This is a genomic window from Erythrobacter sp. SCSIO 43205, assembly GCF_019904235.1.
Classification (GTDB): Bacteria; Pseudomonadota; Alphaproteobacteria; order Sphingomonadales; family Sphingomonadaceae; genus Erythrobacter.
In genome coordinates this window covers 1,809,749-1,825,606 of the sequence record NZ_CP063202.1, presented here as the reverse complement: position 1 = coordinate 1,825,606, position 15,858 = coordinate 1,809,749, and the positions used below count along the sequence as shown (strand labels likewise).

Below are 15,858 nucleotides of genomic sequence, written 5' to 3'. Positions count from 1 at the left end.
AACGGCGCTCGCGGTGCTCACCCCAACCCCGCCGCTTCCATCAACGCCTTCGTACTCGCGTCAAAATCCCCTTCCCCACTTTCAACCTCTTTGGCCATCTTCTTGCCCAACTCGACGCCGAATTGGTCGAAGGGATTGATGCCCATGAGGACGGCTCCCGCAAACACGCGGTGTTCGTGGAAGGCAATGAGAGCGCCCAAAGTCGCTGCGTCCAAATCATCCACAAGGATCGTCGCGGACGGACGGTTTCCTGCAAATCCGCGTGCGGGGTCCTTGCCATCGGCGCTCATATTGCCGCCTGCCATCAACGCTGCGCCTTGAGCAAAGCAGTTGGCAAGCAATGCCTTGTGGTGAGCGGGGTTGAGCTCGTCTCCCGGCGCGATGCTGGCGATGAAGTCGACGGGGATGAGGTGCGTGCCTTGGTGGAGGAGCTGGAACACGGCGTGCTGCGCGTCGGTCCCTACCCCGCCCCATGTGATCGCGGCAGTCGGTGCATCAACGGGCTCGCCGGAAGCGGTCACCGACTTGCCATTGCTCTCCATCTCGAGCTGTTGGAGGTAGTCGGGGAGCAGTGCCAGACGTTCGTCATAGGCAAAAACCGCGCGGGTCTGACACCCGCGGACGCGCGAATAATAAAGGTCGCCAAACGCCGCCACGAGTGGACCATTTGCCCTACCCTCACTCTCGCGGAAGTGCGTGTCCATCGCTCGCGCGCCGCTGAGAAACTCGGTGAACTCTTCCATGCCTATCGCGAGCGCCAATGGGAAACCGATGCTCGACCAAAGTGAATAGCGGCCACCGACACTCTCAGGGAAAGGCAGGATGCGCGTTTCATCCACGCCCCATTCCACCGCCTTTTCAGGGTTCGCGGTCAAAGCCACCACACGCCCGCTGGGATCATCGACATTATTGTCGGCAAGCCACTTCAAAGCGGAGGCCGCATTGGTCATCGTCTCGATCGTCGTGAATGTCTTGGAGGCCACCGCGATCATCGTTGTGTGCGGGTCACACGCAGCAAAAGCCTGCTCCAAAGCAAGGCCGTCGATGTTGGAGACGACGTGCACATCGACACGGGCGAAATCGCGGGTGAGCGCATCCACGGCAAGATCAGGCCCAAGCGCCGAGCCGCCGATGCCGATGTGGATGAGATGCTCGACCTTGCCAAAAGCGCCTTCGTGAATGGCGGTGACCAGCATTCCCATGCGTCGGAGGAGTTGATCGGCCTCTTCGCAATCCGCCTCGGTCCCGCTGCCGCGCATGGCGGCGTGGGTTGCTGGGCGGCCTTCGGTTGGGTTCACAATCCCGCCGCCAAAAAGGGACTCACGCGCTGCATCAAAGCCCATGATTTCGGCGAGCTCCTCAAACGCTGTAAGCTCAGCATCGGCCAAATGCGTTTTCGACCAATCGAGAAGCATCCCCATCGGACCCATTTGCCCAAGGTCGAACTCCAAACGCTGGCTCATTTTCGCGACGCGCTGTTCATCGCTTTTGAAAAGCTCAGTCAAAGTCGGGCTCGGCAATGCGGACAAACGCTCCCACACGGCGTTGGCTTTGGTCATTTGGTCAGCGGGTGAATTCATCGGGCAAAACCTCTATGCTGGAGCGGACGGGGCGAGTAAGGGGCTAATCATGGTTGGCGATACCCCCACAAACGAGAACGCTAAATCCTTGCCCGTGAAGGGTTCTGGGCCAGAAACGAATAAGAGCGCGGGCCAAACGAAACAAGAGAAGAAGCCGGAGTCTCTGGGGAGCTTTTCGATCTTTCTTTTGCAACTCGTCATTGCAGTCCTGATCTTTCGCAGCTTTATCTTCGCGCCTTTTTCCATTCCGTCAGAGAGTATGCTGCCGCGCCTGATGAATGGCGACCTTCTGCTCGCGGCGAAATGGCCTTACGGCTTTTCAAGCCACTCTCTGCCCTTTTCTGTACCTCTTATACCCGAGCGCATTTTCGCCAGCGAGCCAGAGCGCGGTGATATTGTGATTTTCAAGCATCCCATTGATAAATCAGACTATATCAAGCGGGTGATCGCTCTGCCGGGGGACACTATCGCACTCGAAGATGGCGTGGTGGTGCTGAACGGCGAGCCTGTGCCGCAAAAGCAAATGCCCGATTTTTCCGTTGAGTTGTCGCCCAATACTGGCTGCGGTTGGGGCGGACGTGAGATACGCATGGGCTCTGGCGAGGTTCAATGCCACTACACCCGATTTCGCGAAACGCTTCCCGACGGTAGAAGCTATGACACGTTCGATTTTGGCCCGACGCCCGCCGATAGCTTTGCTGCGCAAACCATTCCGCAAGGCCATATCTTCGTCATGGGAGACAGCCGCGACAATTCGCGCGACAGCCGATTTGATGCGCGAGCAGGCGATGCGGTTGGGATTATCTCTCAAGACCTGTTAGTGGGCGAAGCTTCAATCATCCTGTGGTCGAGCAAGGGCTCTGCCCAATGGTATAATCCGGTCAGCTGGTTCACCACCGTACGGTGGAGCCGGATTGGAACTCTTCTATGAAACAATCGGCAAACGATCTTCCCGTTGAAACGCGCAGCTGGCTTGAACGAGCCGGTTTTACTGTGCGCAAGGAAGCCATCTGGCTTGAGGCTCTTACCCACGGAAGCTTTAATTCGGGCAGTCCGCAGCAGGAAAACCATGCGCGCGATTATCAGCGGCTCGAATTTCTCGGCGACCGCGTGCTGGGCTTGGCGGTTGCGGGCTGGCTTTATGCCGCAAGTGACAGCCACGAGGGCAAGCTTTCGCAGCGATTGAACGCTTTGGTCAGCGGCCGGACCTGTGCGCGCATCGGCCGCTCTATCGGGATGCCCGACCACCTGCGACTTGGCAAACAGGCGCGCGAGGATGGCGGGGCGGATAGCGACAATATCCTGGGCGATGTGATGGAAGCGCTGATTGGTGCAAGCTTTCTTGACAATGGGTTTGACGCGACGCGCGATGTGATCCTCAAACTTTGGCAAAGCGATCTGTCGGGTGATGCGGGCAAGGCAAAGCATCCCAAAAGCGCGCTTCAGGAGTGGGCTGCGCACAACAAGCGCGCGATGCCGCAATATGCGGTGAAATCGCGTCAGGGCCCCGACCATGCCTCGCGCTTTACGGTCGAGGTGAGTATTCACAATGTCGGCACGGCAGAGGCGACTGCCACAAGCAAAGGCGAGGCGGAAAAGCTTGCAGCACAAGCCTTTTTGAAAGAATTTGGTTGAGCCCGTTCTGGAAACACGCCGACCAGAACCTTAGGGTTCTGGAAGGCCAAGTGGCCGCCCGCAGCCGCTCCGCAGCGAAGCGGAGGAAACGCGACGAGGAAATGAAACGATGACTGAAACAAAGTGCGGTGTGGTCGCCGTGATCGGCGCGCCTAATGCGGGTAAATCGACGCTGGTCAATCAATTGGTGGGCCAGAAGGTAGCAATCACTTCTGCCAAAGCGCAGACCACACGTGCCCGGATGCTGGGTATAGCTTTGCTGGATCAGGTGCAGATGATCCTGGTCGATACGCCCGGTATTTTTGCGCCCAAACGCCGCCTTGATCGCGCGATGGTGTCCGCTGCTTGGGAAGGCGCGGAGAGTGCCGATGCGATCCTCTTAATTGTCGACCCGATCAAGCAACGGCGGCACGAATTGGAGCCTTTGGTCGAAGCATTGGAAAAGCGACCGGAGCGTAAAATACTTGTCCTGAACAAGGTCGACAAGGCCAAGAAAGAACCGCTGCTTGAGCTTGCGCAGGAGTTGAACGCGCGGGTGCCGTTTGAAGAGGTGTTCTTCGTTTCAGCGCTAACCGGAGATGGCGTGCCGGAGATGAAATCGGCGCTGGCCGCACTGATGCCTGAAGGCGTGTGGATGTATCCAGAAGACCAAGTGTCCGACGCATCCGAACGGCTGCTGGCTGCAGAAATCACCCGCGAGCAGCTCTACAAACAACTCCACGAAGAGCTGCCCTATGACAGCGCGGTGCGGCCCGAAAGCTATCAGGAGCGTCCCGACGGAAGCCTCGAAATCCATCAGCAAATCGTCGTCGCACGCGAAAGCCAGAAGGGCATCGTGCTTGGCAAAGGGGGGGCGCGCATCAAGGAAATTGGAGCCGCGGCACGCAAAGAGCTATCCGAAATGCTGGGGGTAAAGGTGCACCTCTTCCTCCATGTGAAGCACTCCGAGGGGTGGTCTGAGGACAAGGAAATCTTCGAGGAAATGGGGCTTGATTGGGTGAAGTGATGGGCCAGCACCCGTCACCCGACCTCGAACAAATGCCCTAATTCCAGTGGTCTAGCGTCAATAAATTAGCCCGCTTGTAGAATGTCACCACCTACAGGCTTCTCCTAGGCTGACCGCCTCATCAGCACATAGGAGAACTGACATGAGCAATATCATCGAACTGAACATGGGCGACATCGACGTCGTTTGCGGCGGTAACATCGTGCGCGAAATCGAAGAAGCCTACCCCGGCGGCGTGTGGATCGGCAACAGCTACTATCCCAACGGCGTGCCAGAGCAGCCTTGGGCGGGCCCAGTCGTCACTGGCTACTAAATCTTATCGGCGCTGCATCTGCGGGTGCAGCGCCGCCTATTCCTTGGGATTATTTTTTGGCGGGCGCCTTTTTCTTAGCCGCAGGCTTCTTGGCTGCTGTCTTCTTAGCGGGAGCCTTCTTCTTGGCCGCAGTTTTCTTAGGGGCCGCTTTCTTGCGCGTTTTTTTCTTCGCCGGACCTTTGGCAGCACGCGCGTCGATCAGCTCGATCGCCTTGGCCGCTTCAATATCCTCAGGCTTGATGTCCTTGGGGATGGTCGCATTGGTCGTCCCATCGGTGACATAGGGGCCATAGCGGCCCGGCATCACCTTGATCTCGCCCCCGCTCGTCGGGTGCTCGCCAAGCGTCTTGATCGGCTCAGCTTTCCCGCGGCCACCTTTACGGTTGGCAGCTTCGGCGAGCAGCACAACCGCTTGGTTCATACCCGTTTCGAACACATCAACCGTGTTCTTCATATTGGCGTATTTGCCATCGTGGCGCAGATACGGACCATAACGACCAATCGCAGCTTCAATGTCCTTGCCTGTCTCCGGGTGCGGGCCAATGATGCGAGGCAGGTCGAGCAGTTTGACCGCCCACTCAAGATTGAAATCGTCGAGGTCTTTGGGGATCGAGGCACGTTTCTTCGTGTCCTCGTGTTCCATCTCGACATAAGGACCAAAGCGCCCGGATTTGCGGTGAATTTCCGCGCCCGTTTCAGGGTGCGTTCCCATCAAGCCGTCTTCGGCAGGATCAGCTCCATCGGCCCCCGGCTGCGCAAAACGGCGGGTGTATTTGCATTCTGGATAATTCTGGCACGCGATAAACGCCCCAAACTTGCCACCACGAAGCGAAAGGCGACCGTTTTCGCGGCCCTCTTGCTCACATAACGGGCAATGGCGCGGGTCTTTCCCATCCTCGCGCGGCGGGAAGAGATAGTCCGCAAGATATTCATCAAGCGCCTCGGTGACTTCTGAAGGCAACTTCTCCATGACCTCATCGGCCTTGGGTTTGAAATCCTGCCAGAATTTGGCGAGGAGCGTCTTGTAATCCTCTCGCCCGTCTGAAACCACGTCGAGCTCGTCTTCAAGCCCCGCCGTAAAGTCATAAGCGACATAGGTCGGGAAGAAACGCTCCAGAAATGAGGTTAGCAAACGGCCGCTTTCCTCAGCGAAGAAGCGTTTGCTCTCCACCCGGACATAGGCGCGGTCGCGCAATGTCTGAATGGTCGAAGCATAGGTCGAAGGGCGGCCAATGCCGAGCTCTTCGAGGCGCTTGACCAGCGAAGCTTCGGAAAAACGCGGCGGTGGCTGGGTGAAGTGTTGCGTGGCCTCCACGTCCTTTTTCGCAGGCATATCGCCTGCTTTAAGCGCTGGAAGAAGGCCATCCTCATCCTCTTCCTTATCGTCAAAGCCTTCTTGATAGACGGCAAAGAAACCGGGGAAGACCACGACCTGACCCGTCGCGCGAAGCTCATGCTGACCCGTGGCATCGCGCAAGGTGACGGTGGTGCGCTCCAATTGCGCGGTTGACATCTGGCTTGCCATCGCCCGCTTCCAGATCAGCGAATAGAGCTTGCCCTCATCGCCGCTGCCCACGCGGTCTTTTGCAAAATTGGTCGGGCGGATCGCCTCGTGCGCCTCTTGAGCGTTCTTCGCCTTGGTCGAGTAGAAACGCGGTTTTTCCGGGCAATAAGCCGCGTCATAACGGTCGCCTATTTCATGGCGGCACGCAGCAATCGCGCTCCCATCCATTTGCACACCGTCGGTCCGCATATAAGTGATCGCGCCCGCCTCATAGAGACGCTGCGCCGCGCTCATGGTCTGGCTTGCCGAAAAACCAAGTTTGCGCGCAGCTTCCTGTTGCATGGTCGAGGTGGTGAACGGAGGCGCGGGATTGCGTTTGAGCGGTTTTTTCTCAACGTCCTCGACGGTGAAACGACCCGCTTCAACGGCGGCTTTTGCCTCCATTGCGATGCCCTCTTGGCCGAGACTAAGCTTCTCAAGCTTATCGCCCTTAAAGCGCACGAGCTTGGCATCAAATTCGGTCCCGGCGTGTTCGAGCTTGGCGAGCACTGACCAATATTCATCAGGCTTGAACGCTTCAATCTCGCGCTCGCGCTCCACGATAAGGCGAAGCGCCACCGATTGCACACGGCCCGCCGATTTCGCACCGGGGAGCTTGCGCCACAGGACGGGCGACAAGGTAAAGCCGAACAGATAATCGAGGGCGCGGCGGCCCAAATAGGCGTCGATCAACGGCTGATCGAGCTCGCGCGGCTTTTCCATCGCCTCGGTCACGGCCTTTTTGGTGATCGAGTTAAACGTCACCCGATCGACCTTGGTCGGCAACGCGCGGCGTTTCTTCAAAACGTCCATCACGTGCCAGCTGATTGCTTCGCCTTCCCGGTCAGGGTCGGTTGCGAGGATAAGGCGCGATGCATCTTTTGCCGCGTCCGAGATCGCCTTGACCTGATCGCGGTTGCGCTTGTCGTTATAGACTTCCCAATCCATCGCAAAGTCTTCGTCCGGGCGAACGCTGCCATCCTTGGGCGGCAGATCGCGCACGTGTCCGTATGAAGCGAGGACCTTAAAGTCGCCGCCCAGATATTTCTCGATGGTCTTCGCCTTCGCGGGCGATTCAACAATGACGAGTTGCATGAGTGTGAGTTCGATTTCCTTACACGTGCCAAGGCACCTTACGCGTACGCGCGAGAGTGGGACGGGTTTTGCGGAAGCGTCAAGTAGGTTTGTGAGCGGGTTGGAGCAAGTGCAATTCGCGAGGAACTACATCCGGCTGACCCCGCCATCGTCGTGGCGTTCGAGTTCGCCTGCAAGCTCCAGATCAAGCAGCACCATGTGCACCATCGCTGGCTCCGCCCCTGATTGGCGGATGAGTTCATCGACGCCAATGGGGGCTTTGGTGAGCAACCTTCCGATGGCTTCTGCCTCATCGCCAGACGCTTTGGCCTCGCCCCATTCGAGTTTACTCAGCTCTTCGTAATCGAAGCGCGTCGGGTCTTCAGCGACGCGGTAAGTTGAGCGCGGGGCTCCGGTGAAGGTTTCGAGAAGCTCGATCACATCCTGCGGTTCGGATACCAGCACAGCTCCATCGCGGATCAATTGATTGCAGCCGGCTGACCTTTGGTCGAGCGGGGAGCCGGGGATCGCCATGACTTCGCGGCCCGCTTCACCCGCCAGCCTTGCTGTGATGAGCGAGCCTGAGCGCGGAGCGGCCTCCACCACCAATGTTCCGCTTGCGAGCCCGGCTATGATGCGATTGCGGCTGGGAAAGTGTCGACCGCGTGGTTCCGTGCCGGGGGGCTGTTCTGCGATGAGCAGGCCCTCTTGGGCAATCTTTTCCTGAAGACCTTTGTGCTGGGGCGGATAGGCGATGTCGATGCCGCTAGCGATCACGCCGATGGTCTTGGGAAAGCTACCCTCATGCGCCGCGCCGTCGATCCCGCGCGCTAGACCGCTGACCACGGTGAAGCCTGCTGCGGACAAGTCTCTTGCCCAATCGCGGGCCAGCTTGGTTGCGGCTCCGCTCGCATTGCGCGCGCCCACGATGGCGACACAAGGTTCGCTTGCGAGCGCCTGATTTCCACGGCAGGTAATGATTGGAGGGGCACTGTCGATCTCGGCGAGAAGCGCTGGGTAGTGGTCTTGATCGTGGAAGAGGTAACGTGCACCTGAGGCGATCACTCCCTCGATCTCGCGTTCGATGCGGTCTTTGGGCGCGGGGGCGTAGGCTTTCTTGCCGCGTGAGCCGAGTTCTGGAAGGCCATCGATTGCCGCAACCGCAGTACCGAAGCGGGCGAGGAGTTGGCGGTAAGAAACCGGGCCAATGTTTGGGGAACGCAGCAAGCGAATGCGGGCGAAAGCTTCAGCTTGGCTGATCCCCACATCTACCATCTATTTGTGCTTTCCTGCGAACGCAGGGATCCAGCTCCCAAGGCCGAAGATAGGCTCCTGCTTTCGCAGGAGAACACAAGAAGAGTTTAGCCTGCTCACTTACTGCCCCCCACCCTTGGCTCTTCACCTTTCATCAACCGACCGATATTTTCGCGATGAAGGTAGATGATCAGCCCCGCAATCGCGGCGAGCACGGGGAAGAACTGCGGATAGCCAAACAGCGGAGCCGCAGCCGCAGCCGCCACAACCGCGCTCATCCCGGCAAGACTGGAGATGCGGAAAATCGCCAGCATGGACAGCCAGATAAGAGCATAGGCCCCGCCAACTACCCATGCGAGCCCAAAGGAGACGCCCGCATTGGTGGCCACCCCCTTACCGCCTTTGAAGTCGAGCCATACGGGATAGCAATGCCCAATCACCGCCCCGCCCGCGGCGAAAGCCTTGGCAACGTCGCCTATATCGCCTGCCCAGATCATTCCAGCGGCAAAAACGGGTGCAAAACCTTTAAGCAAATCGAGCAGCAAAGTGCCCGCCGCAAGCCCCTTATTTCCCGTGCGCAAGACATTGGTCGCACCAATATTGCCCGAGCCAATATTGCGCACATCACCCATGCCAGCGGCTCTGGTGAGGAGAAGGCCAAAGGGGATTGATCCTGACAAATAGCCCAGCAAAGCAGCTAAAAGCGGTTCCAATTTTTAGAACTCCGTGTCGCTGCGAACTTGTCCGCGAGCGGTTTTTCTCTAAGTGAACGTGAGAGTTATAAGAAGTGTGATGCTTCGACAAGGTCAGCGCGAACGGTTTCGATGAATATCCCAGCCTCCTCCCCAATCCTGCTGTTCGATTCCGGCGTTGGCGGGCTTTCCGTGTTTGCGGAATTGAACCGCCTGCTTCCCAAGGCGCCGGTTATCTATGCTGCGGACTTGGCGGGTCTGCCCTATGGCAACAAGACTGAGGCTCAGATCGCTGCGCGCGTCACCGGGCTGCTTGGCCGGATGGCGGAGCGGTATAAGCCGCGCCTTATCTGTATCGCTTGCAACACCGCCTCGACCATCGCCCTTGGGATGGTGCGCGATGTGCTGGAGGTGCCGATTGTGGGGACGGTCCCCGCTATCAAGCCAGCGGCAAGCCTCACAAAAACAGGCGTGATCGGATTGCTTGGGACAGAAGCCACCATCCGTCAGCATTACGTCGACAACCTCGAAGCCGAATTTGCGAGTGACAAGAAGCTGCTTCGGCTAGCAGCTCCTGAACTCGTGGAGGCGGCAGAGGGCAAGTTGCGCGGGCGTCCGGTCGACATGAAAGTGATCGAAGACGCGGCAGAAAAACTGCGCGCCATGCCGGGCGGCGATGAAATCGACACGCTTGTCCTTGCCTGTACCCACTTCCCGCTGCTCGGTCGCGAATTGCACGAAGTGTTTGGCGAAGAGGTCAATCTGCTCCACGGAGCTGGTGGAATTGCGCGCCAGATCGCGCGGCTCGTCGAAGGCCAAACCTTTGATCGCACTGCCGGAAGGCGCGCCGTTATGACCGGTGACCCTGACGATTTTCGCCAGTTGACCAAAGTTCTAAAAGTTTACGGAATCGATCACATTGAGCAGTTTTAACACTGGCAATCGCTACTCATTCGCAAAGATAGCGGTTTTATTGGCCCGTTGAACTGCTACATACCCTCACGGAAACCGATGAGCCATGAGCGGGTTGTATGGCCTAAAGATGTGAATGAGCGCGGTTGATATTGGGCCTGAGAACAAGGGCGATCCGCGAGCCTTAGAGTAGCTGGTGTTATGAACTACGATCAGATTTTCGATTCCGCGATCGACCGTCTTCACGAAGAAGGCCGTTACCGCGTCTTCATCGACATCATGCGCAATAAGGGTGCCTACCCCAATGCGCGCTGTTTTCATGGCCACAATGGTCCAAAGCCTATCACTGTGTGGTGCTCGAACGACTATCTCGCCATGGGTCAGCACGATGTCGTGATCGGAGCGATGGAAGAGGCGCTGCATGACGTTGGCGCAGGGTCGGGCGGCACCCGCAATATCGGCGGCAACACGCACCTTCACGTCGAGCTTGAGAAAGAACTCGCTGAGCTTCACGGCAAAGAACAGGCGCTTCTCTTCACCAGCGGTTATGTCTCTAACGATGCGACGCTTTCAACGCTCGCAAAACTGCTTCCCGGCTGCGTCATTTTCTCCGACGAATTGAACCACGCAAGCATGATCGCAGGCATCCGCAATTCCGGCTGTGAGAAACGGGTGTTTCGTCACAACGATGTTGAACACCTCGAAGAATTGCTCGCCGCAGAAGATCCTGAAACGCCTAAGCTTATCGCCTTTGAAAGCGTCTATTCAATGGAAGGCGATGTGGCGCCGATCCATGCAATTTGCGATCTTGCTGAGAAATACAACGCCCTCACCTATATCGACGAAGTGCACGCGGTTGGGATGTATGGCGATCATGGCGGCGGCATCTCAGAGCGCGACAATGCAGCGCACCGCATCGACATTATTGAAGGCACGCTTGGCAAGGCGTTTGGTGTCATGGGCGGCTATATCGCGGCGAGCACCAAGGTGGTCGATTGCATCCGCTCTTATGCGCCGGGCTTTATCTTCACGACGTCCTTGTCGCCCGTTCTGGTCGCAGGCGTGCTTGCATCGGTGAAGCACCTCAAGTCCTCGAACGTTGAACGCAACGCGCAGCAACAGGCCGCCGCGACGCTCAAGCTGAAGTTTGCCGAGGCGGGCCTTCCCGTCATGGATAGCGTCACGCACATCGTGCCGCTGATGGTGGGCGATCCGGTGAAAGCGAAAAAGATCAGCGACATCCTGCTCGCCGAATACGGCGTCTATGTGCAGCCGATCAATTACCCCACCGTCCCGCGCGGTACAGAGCGCCTGCGCTTCACCCCCGGCCCTCACCACACTGAGGAAATGATGACCGAGTTGACCGAGGCTCTCGTCGAAATCTGGGATCGGCTGGATTTGGAGCTCGCTGAGGCGGCTTGATTTGGGCGACCACAAGTATCGCGGACCATTCTCAGAAGGCGGCAGCGCCTCTGCTTGGCTTGCCATTATTATTTTGGGCGGGATCATAGCAGTCATCTTAGCCCCCAGACTTGGTGACCGCCAAGCACAGGCAGCCAGAAACCTTCAAGAAGGATTAGCTAAGAGTTATCGGGAATATCGCCTGAACGCATTCGCCTCAGACGAGCTACCAGAGTTTCGCCCCGAAACGAGCGAGGAGTGGACCGTGTTTTGCAAGAATTGGACCGAGGAAACCGGATGCGATATGTTAGCAAAGGTGGGTTACCCCTTCTCAAGCACCGAAGTCGAAAAGCAGTGCAAACTTGAGCAAGAAGATATCAACGATGGCCCTGAGCGACGGCTGTTGTATTCAGAAGGGTTGAGGGGAGCCTGGAGGCAATTTGATTACAGCCTCAAGCCAGCAACAGTTTGTTCGGCGTATGGATTCGACCTCTCAGGCTGACTTTGCTTGATCGCAGAGCCTTGTGTGTGCACACTCTTCTTCGAGAGAGGGAGAGAGACGCATGGCCACCACATTTGATCGAGCGAAACTCGACACTGGCACTTTGGATATCAAGCCGCTGACACCAGCGATTGGCGCGGAAATTCACGGCATAGACTTGGCCGCAGAGGACACCCCTTCGCGCATCCCGGAAATCCGCGCAGCGTTGCTGAAATACGGGGTCATATTCTTCCGCGACCAAGACCTCACGCAAGAACAACACATCGCCTTTGCCCGCCACTTTGGCGACCTTGAGGTCCACCCCGCCACTCCCACAGACCAACCTAACCCCGAAGTCCTGCGCATCGCCCACGGACCCAAGAGCCGGGGTCAGGAAAACAACTGGCACTCCGATGTGACATGGCGCGAAAAACCTTCGCTGGGCTCCATCCTGCTGGCTCGCGAAGTGCCTGAATGCGGGGGAGATACGCTGTTTGCCAATATGCACCTCGCTTACGAGCGGCTCAGCGAACAGATGCAGCGCTTTTGCGAGGGGCTCACCGCCGTGCACGACATCGCGCGGGTCTTCGCCAAACGCCTCGATAGAGCGCCCGCTGACCTGCACGAGCGCTTTCCCCCCATGCGCCATCCGGTGATCCGCACCCACCCCGAAACAGGCGAACGGGCGATCTATGTGAATACTGCTTTCACTAGCCATATCGAGGGGCTTTCGGATAAAGAGAGCGCATGGCTGCTCGACCACCTCTACGCGACCGCCAAAGACGTTGAGATACAGTGCCGTTTCCGCTGGGAGAAAGGCTCAATCGCCTTTTGGGACAACCGCGTGTGTCAGCATCTCGCTGTCTCCGACTACTTCCCGGCACGCCGGGTGATGGAGCGGGTGACCATCGCGGGCGATAAGCCCTATTTTACCCCCTAAATCATCTGCCCTGCCGTAGCGTCCTTTGCGCTTGGCCAAAGCTGCGCTAGCTGTTCTTGCGAAACACAATTCGGGAGAGACTTACGTGGCCAATGAATACGGCGATGAGACACAAACCTATGCGCAAGTGGTAAACGGCCGGCGTTCGATCCGCGGTTATCTCGACAAGCCTGTGCCGAAAGAATTGATTGAAGAAGTGCTCGAAATGGCGATGCGTTCGCCTTCTTCGATGAATACGCAGCCCTATCACTTTCATGTCATCACGGGCGAACCGCTCGACCGCATTCGCAAGGGCAACACCGAGCGCATTCTCGCTGGCGAGCCCGATTCACGCGAATTTCGCAAAGGCCATCCCTTTCAAGGCGTCCACCGTGAACGTCAGGTCGGCTGCGCAATCCAACTGTTTGAAGCGATGGGCATCGAACGCGACGACAAGGAAAAGCGGCAGGACTGGGTGCTGCGCGGCTTCCGCCAGTTCGATGCGCCTGTATGCGTCATCATCACTTATGACAAAGAGCTTTCCGATGCGGATGACACCGTCTTTGACTGCGGGGCCGTGACAACCACTTTGGTCAATGCGGCATGGTCCAAAGGGCTTGGTTGCGTGATCAATTCCCAAGGTATCATGCAAAGTCCGGTCGTGCGCGAACACGCGCATATTCCGGATGATCAGGTGATCATGAAGGCGGTTGCGCTTGGCTGGCCGGACCCGGATTTCCCTGCAAACCCAGTGAAGATCACCCGCCGCCCGGTCGAAGAGGCAGCGCGGTTTGTCGGGTTTGAATGAACGGTGCGCGCGCTTGTGACTGTAATCCTGACGTCGTGGTTAATGGTGAAACAAGCATAAACTGAGTGGCGATGCGGATTCGCCTCAAACACTAGATCAACACAAGATGACTATCCCGACGATCGTCGCTCCCGGTCGCAAACCTAACGGGTGACGGTCCAAATCCGCGTTTAAACCTCAAAACAAGACGCTCGGGAGCTATCGCAAATGTTCACCTGGTTTATCGAACACGCACCGATCAGAACAAAATTTAACTTTATGATCAGCGTGTATGTGACCGCTGTCACCAGCTCGGCAGTCTTTGCCTATCTCGCGGGAAGCGCCGAGAGTTTGGGCGCGATCTTTCTGGCTGGCGCGGCTTTGATCGTCGCGCTCACCTTGGCCTTTGGCCTGATTACGAAAAGGTTCGTGTGTGATCCTTATGTAAGCACGGTTGTTCGCATGGAAGCCTTGGCCGAGGGCGATACGACAAGCGATATTGCCTATCGTCATCACACCAAAGACTGCGTTGGCCGCATGGCGCGCGCGATGTTGACCTTCAAGGACAACGCGGAAAGCGTGCGCAAGGCGAGCGAGCAGCAGGAAAAAATCGTCGCGATCCTCAGTGAGGCTCTCAAACAACTGGCGCGCAACGATCTTTCGAGCACCATTCAGGAGCCTTTGCCGCCTGAATATGAGACATTGCGTTCGAATTATAACGAAGCCATTGCGGCGCTGCGCCAGACCGTTTTGGCCGTTGCCAGCACTAAGGAGAGCATCGACGTTGGCACATCGGAAATCTCCAATGCCAGCGAAGACCTCTCCATGCGTACGCAATCACAGGCCGAGAGCGTCGAGCGCACCTTGGGTGAGATGAACGCCTTGTCGAGCGAGATCAGCAAGACCGCCTCTGATGCAGCGCACGTGAATGAGGCAATGGCAAAGGCGAAACAACACGCGGAAAGCTCTGGCGAAATCGTCAAACAAACGGTCGAGGCGATGGCCCGGATTGAGCGTGCGTCCAGCGAAATCGCGAGCTTTATCGAGGTGATCGACGGGATCGCGTTTCAGACCAACCTGCTTGCACTCAATGCTGGTGTTGAGGCTGCGCGCGCAGGCGAATCGGGCAAAGGTTTTGCCGTTGTCGCAGGCGAAGTGCGCGCCCTCGCCCAACGTGCTTCAGAAGCGTCTCATGACGTTAAAGACAAAGTCGCAGGCTCCCAGCGCGAGGTCGAAACAGGCGTCTCGCTTGTCGGCGACACTGGAAAGGCGCTGGAGCGAATCTCAAAAAATATCGTTGAGGTCACCGAGCTGATTTCAGAGATCAGCCAGTCCTCACAGCGTCAGGCAGGGGGCCTTTCGAAGGTCAACGAAACGCTGTCCAATATCGAAAAGATGACGCAGCAAAATGCGGCTATGTGCGAAGAAACATCGGCGGCCACCCGCACCCTTAAACAGCACGCAAGATCGCTTAATGAGCAGGTGTCGCAATTCAAGCTAAGTGATGGGACAAGCTCTGCCGGCTCGCATGGCGGACAGGTGCAGGAGCTTGGCTGGGCGGCGTAAACGCGCGCAGGGCCGACTTCGATTATTATGACAGGGTAATATGGGAGGCTTCCCATCACCACATTACCCTGCCAAAATCCCGTTTACGTGCTTTGCATAAGGGCAATCCGGCCCGTCCATTCATCCTGCAAGGTCGCATCAGCCAGAAGCACAGCGACATCACCGCGCGCAGCCTTTGCTTGTGGGTCGACTTCATCGCCCAGCACGACTTCGCCCGTGGGACCATCGTCAGTCAGGCTGACCGGGCGAAGGATCGCATAATCCAATGGACTTTGCTTCAACCGTTCATCCGCGTCGTGCTTTGCTTTCAGATAATGCGCAAGCTCGCCTTCAGGGTCGGGATCGTCAGCGCCAACTGAGCTTAACATGACAAAGCGGCGCACATCGCTTTGCTCGCAAAGCTCAATCAGACGGATCGCCCCGTCGCGGTCGATTTTGTCAGTCATTTCTTCGCTCGTGTCACCGCCTGATCCAGCAGCGAAGACAACGGCTTCGCAGCCGTGCGTCACGCCTTGATCAAGGTCAGCCAGATCGCCAAGCCGCGTTTCCACGCCATCAGGCAATGCGCTCGTATCCGAGCTTTCACGCACCAAAGCGACGGGATCATGGCCTCTGTCCTTCAGCTCTTGTGTAAGGCGCAGGCCTGTATTGCCGGTTGCTCCGGCCACTAGAATTTTCATCGTGTTTCTCTCGTG

Annotated in this window: 15 protein-coding genes; 10 read left to right on the top strand and 5 right to left on the bottom strand. The window is 57.5% G+C overall.

The features are described 5' to 3' along the window. Positions 1 to 17 precede the first annotated feature (17 nt). Complete coding sequence (gene pgi / locus INR77_RS08490; protein ID WP_223073487.1) at positions 18 to 1,559, bottom strand: glucose-6-phosphate isomerase; 1,542 nt, start codon at positions 1,557 to 1,559, stop codon at positions 18 to 20. 70 nt (positions 1,560 to 1,629) lie between these two features. Here pgi and lepB point away from each other — a divergent pair, with 70 nt between their 5' ends. The 4 genes from lepB to INR77_RS08470 all read left to right on the top strand — a co-directional run bounded on the left by lepB (position 1,630) and on the right by INR77_RS08470 (position 4,534). Continuing rightward, positions 1,630 to 2,511, top strand: a complete 882-nt coding sequence (gene lepB / locus INR77_RS08485) for a signal peptidase I (RefSeq protein ID WP_223070654.1) — start codon at positions 1,630 to 1,632, stop codon at positions 2,509 to 2,511. Further along, complete coding sequence (gene rnc / locus INR77_RS08480; protein WP_223070653.1) at positions 2,508 to 3,215, top strand: ribonuclease III; 708 nt, start codon at positions 2,508 to 2,510, stop codon at positions 3,213 to 3,215. The genes lepB and rnc overlap by 4 nt, the downstream gene beginning before the upstream one ends. Positions 3,216 to 3,324: 109 nt before the next feature. Next, entirely contained in the window at positions 3,325 to 4,221 is an 897-nt protein-coding gene (gene era, locus INR77_RS08475) for a GTPase Era (RefSeq protein WP_223070652.1), read from the top strand. A gap of 142 nt (positions 4,222 to 4,363) precedes the next feature. Next, complete coding sequence (locus INR77_RS08470; RefSeq protein WP_223070651.1) at positions 4,364 to 4,534, top strand: hypothetical protein; 171 nt, start codon at positions 4,364 to 4,366, stop codon at positions 4,532 to 4,534. A 49-nt stretch (positions 4,535 to 4,583) separates the two neighbouring features. Here INR77_RS08470 and topA read toward each other — a convergent pair whose 3' ends face one another. The 3 genes from topA to plsY all read right to left on the bottom strand — a co-directional run bounded on the left by topA (position 4,584) and on the right by plsY (position 9,118). Further along, positions 4,584 to 7,172, bottom strand: a complete 2,589-nt coding sequence (topA, locus tag INR77_RS08465) for a type I DNA topoisomerase (RefSeq protein WP_223070650.1) — start codon at positions 7,170 to 7,172, stop codon at positions 4,584 to 4,586. Positions 7,173 to 7,298: 126 nt separating this feature from the next. Next, positions 7,299 to 8,426, bottom strand: a complete 1,128-nt coding sequence (gene dprA, locus INR77_RS08460) for a DNA-processing protein DprA (protein WP_223070649.1) — start codon at positions 8,424 to 8,426, stop codon at positions 7,299 to 7,301. A gap of 95 nt (positions 8,427 to 8,521) precedes the next feature. Next, positions 8,522 to 9,118: a glycerol-3-phosphate 1-O-acyltransferase PlsY gene (plsY, locus tag INR77_RS08455; RefSeq protein ID WP_223070648.1), complete on the bottom strand. Its 597-nt coding sequence runs from the start codon at positions 9,116 to 9,118 to the stop codon at positions 8,522 to 8,524. Positions 9,119 to 9,229: 111 nt separating this feature from the next. Here plsY and murI point away from each other — a divergent pair, with 111 nt between their 5' ends. The 6 genes from murI (at position 9,230) to INR77_RS08425 (ending at position 15,163) form a co-directional block, all read left to right on the top strand. Then, the gene (murI, locus tag INR77_RS08450) at positions 9,230 to 10,030 is read left to right on the top strand and encodes a glutamate racemase (protein ID WP_223070647.1); all 801 of its coding nucleotides are present in this window, start codon (positions 9,230 to 9,232) and stop codon (positions 10,028 to 10,030) included. Positions 10,031 to 10,210: 180 nt separating this feature from the next. Next, positions 10,211 to 11,431, top strand: a complete 1,221-nt coding sequence (gene hemA / locus INR77_RS08445) for a 5-aminolevulinate synthase (protein WP_223070646.1) — start codon at positions 10,211 to 10,213, stop codon at positions 11,429 to 11,431. A gap of 1 nt (position 11,432) precedes the next feature. Beyond that, entirely contained in the window at positions 11,433 to 11,912 is a 480-nt protein-coding gene (locus INR77_RS08440; RefSeq protein ID WP_223070645.1) for a hypothetical protein, read from the top strand. Positions 11,913 to 11,973: 61 nt separating this feature from the next. After that, positions 11,974 to 12,831 carry a TauD/TfdA family dioxygenase gene (locus tag INR77_RS08435; RefSeq protein ID WP_223070644.1) on the top strand — a complete coding sequence of 286 codons (858 nt, stop codon included), beginning with the start codon at positions 11,974 to 11,976 and terminating at the stop codon, positions 12,829 to 12,831. Between the two features lie 85 nt (positions 12,832 to 12,916). Next, a complete protein-coding gene (locus INR77_RS08430) occupies positions 12,917 to 13,618 on the top strand; it encodes a nitroreductase (protein ID WP_223070643.1) in 702 nt (233 codons plus the stop codon). A 207-nt stretch (positions 13,619 to 13,825) separates the two neighbouring features. Further along, the gene (locus INR77_RS08425) at positions 13,826 to 15,163 is read left to right on the top strand and encodes a methyl-accepting chemotaxis protein (protein ID WP_223070642.1); all 1,338 of its coding nucleotides are present in this window, start codon (positions 13,826 to 13,828) and stop codon (positions 15,161 to 15,163) included. An 83-nt stretch (positions 15,164 to 15,246) separates the two neighbouring features. On the opposite strand, the gene INR77_RS08420 is transcribed toward INR77_RS08425, so the two are convergent. Continuing rightward, positions 15,247 to 15,843 (bottom strand): SDR family oxidoreductase, encoded by a 597-nt coding sequence (locus INR77_RS08420; RefSeq protein WP_223070641.1) that lies wholly within the window; start codon positions 15,841 to 15,843, stop codon positions 15,247 to 15,249. Positions 15,844 to 15,858 lie beyond the last annotated feature (15 nt).

Bases quoted from the DNA above. Each gene is read 5' to 3' on its own strand.
- pgi (WP_223073487.1), bottom strand. From the start codon at position 1,559: ATGACCAAAGCCAACGCCGTGTGGGAGCGTTTGTCCGCATTGCCGAGC.
- lepB (WP_223070654.1), top strand. From the start codon at position 1,630: ATGGTTGGCGATACCCCCACAAACGAGAACGCTAAATCCTTGCCCGTG.
- rnc (WP_223070653.1), top strand. From the start codon at position 2,508: ATGAAACAATCGGCAAACGATCTTCCCGTTGAAACGCGCAGCTGGCTT.
- era (WP_223070652.1), top strand. From the start codon at position 3,325: ATGACTGAAACAAAGTGCGGTGTGGTCGCCGTGATCGGCGCGCCTAAT.
- INR77_RS08470 (WP_223070651.1), top strand. From the start codon at position 4,364: ATGAGCAATATCATCGAACTGAACATGGGCGACATCGACGTCGTTTGC.
- topA (WP_223070650.1), bottom strand. From the start codon at position 7,172: ATGCAACTCGTCATTGTTGAATCGCCCGCGAAGGCGAAGACCATCGAG.
- dprA (WP_223070649.1), bottom strand. From the start codon at position 8,426: ATGGTAGATGTGGGGATCAGCCAAGCTGAAGCTTTCGCCCGCATTCGC.
- murI (WP_223070647.1), top strand. From the start codon at position 9,230: ATGAATATCCCAGCCTCCTCCCCAATCCTGCTGTTCGATTCCGGCGTT.
- hemA (WP_223070646.1), top strand. From the start codon at position 10,211: ATGAACTACGATCAGATTTTCGATTCCGCGATCGACCGTCTTCACGAA.
- INR77_RS08435 (WP_223070644.1), top strand. From the start codon at position 11,974: ATGGCCACCACATTTGATCGAGCGAAACTCGACACTGGCACTTTGGAT.
- INR77_RS08425 (WP_223070642.1), top strand. From the start codon at position 13,826: ATGTTCACCTGGTTTATCGAACACGCACCGATCAGAACAAAATTTAAC.
- INR77_RS08420 (WP_223070641.1), bottom strand. From the start codon at position 15,843: ATGAAAATTCTAGTGGCCGGAGCAACCGGCAATACAGGCCTGCGCCTT.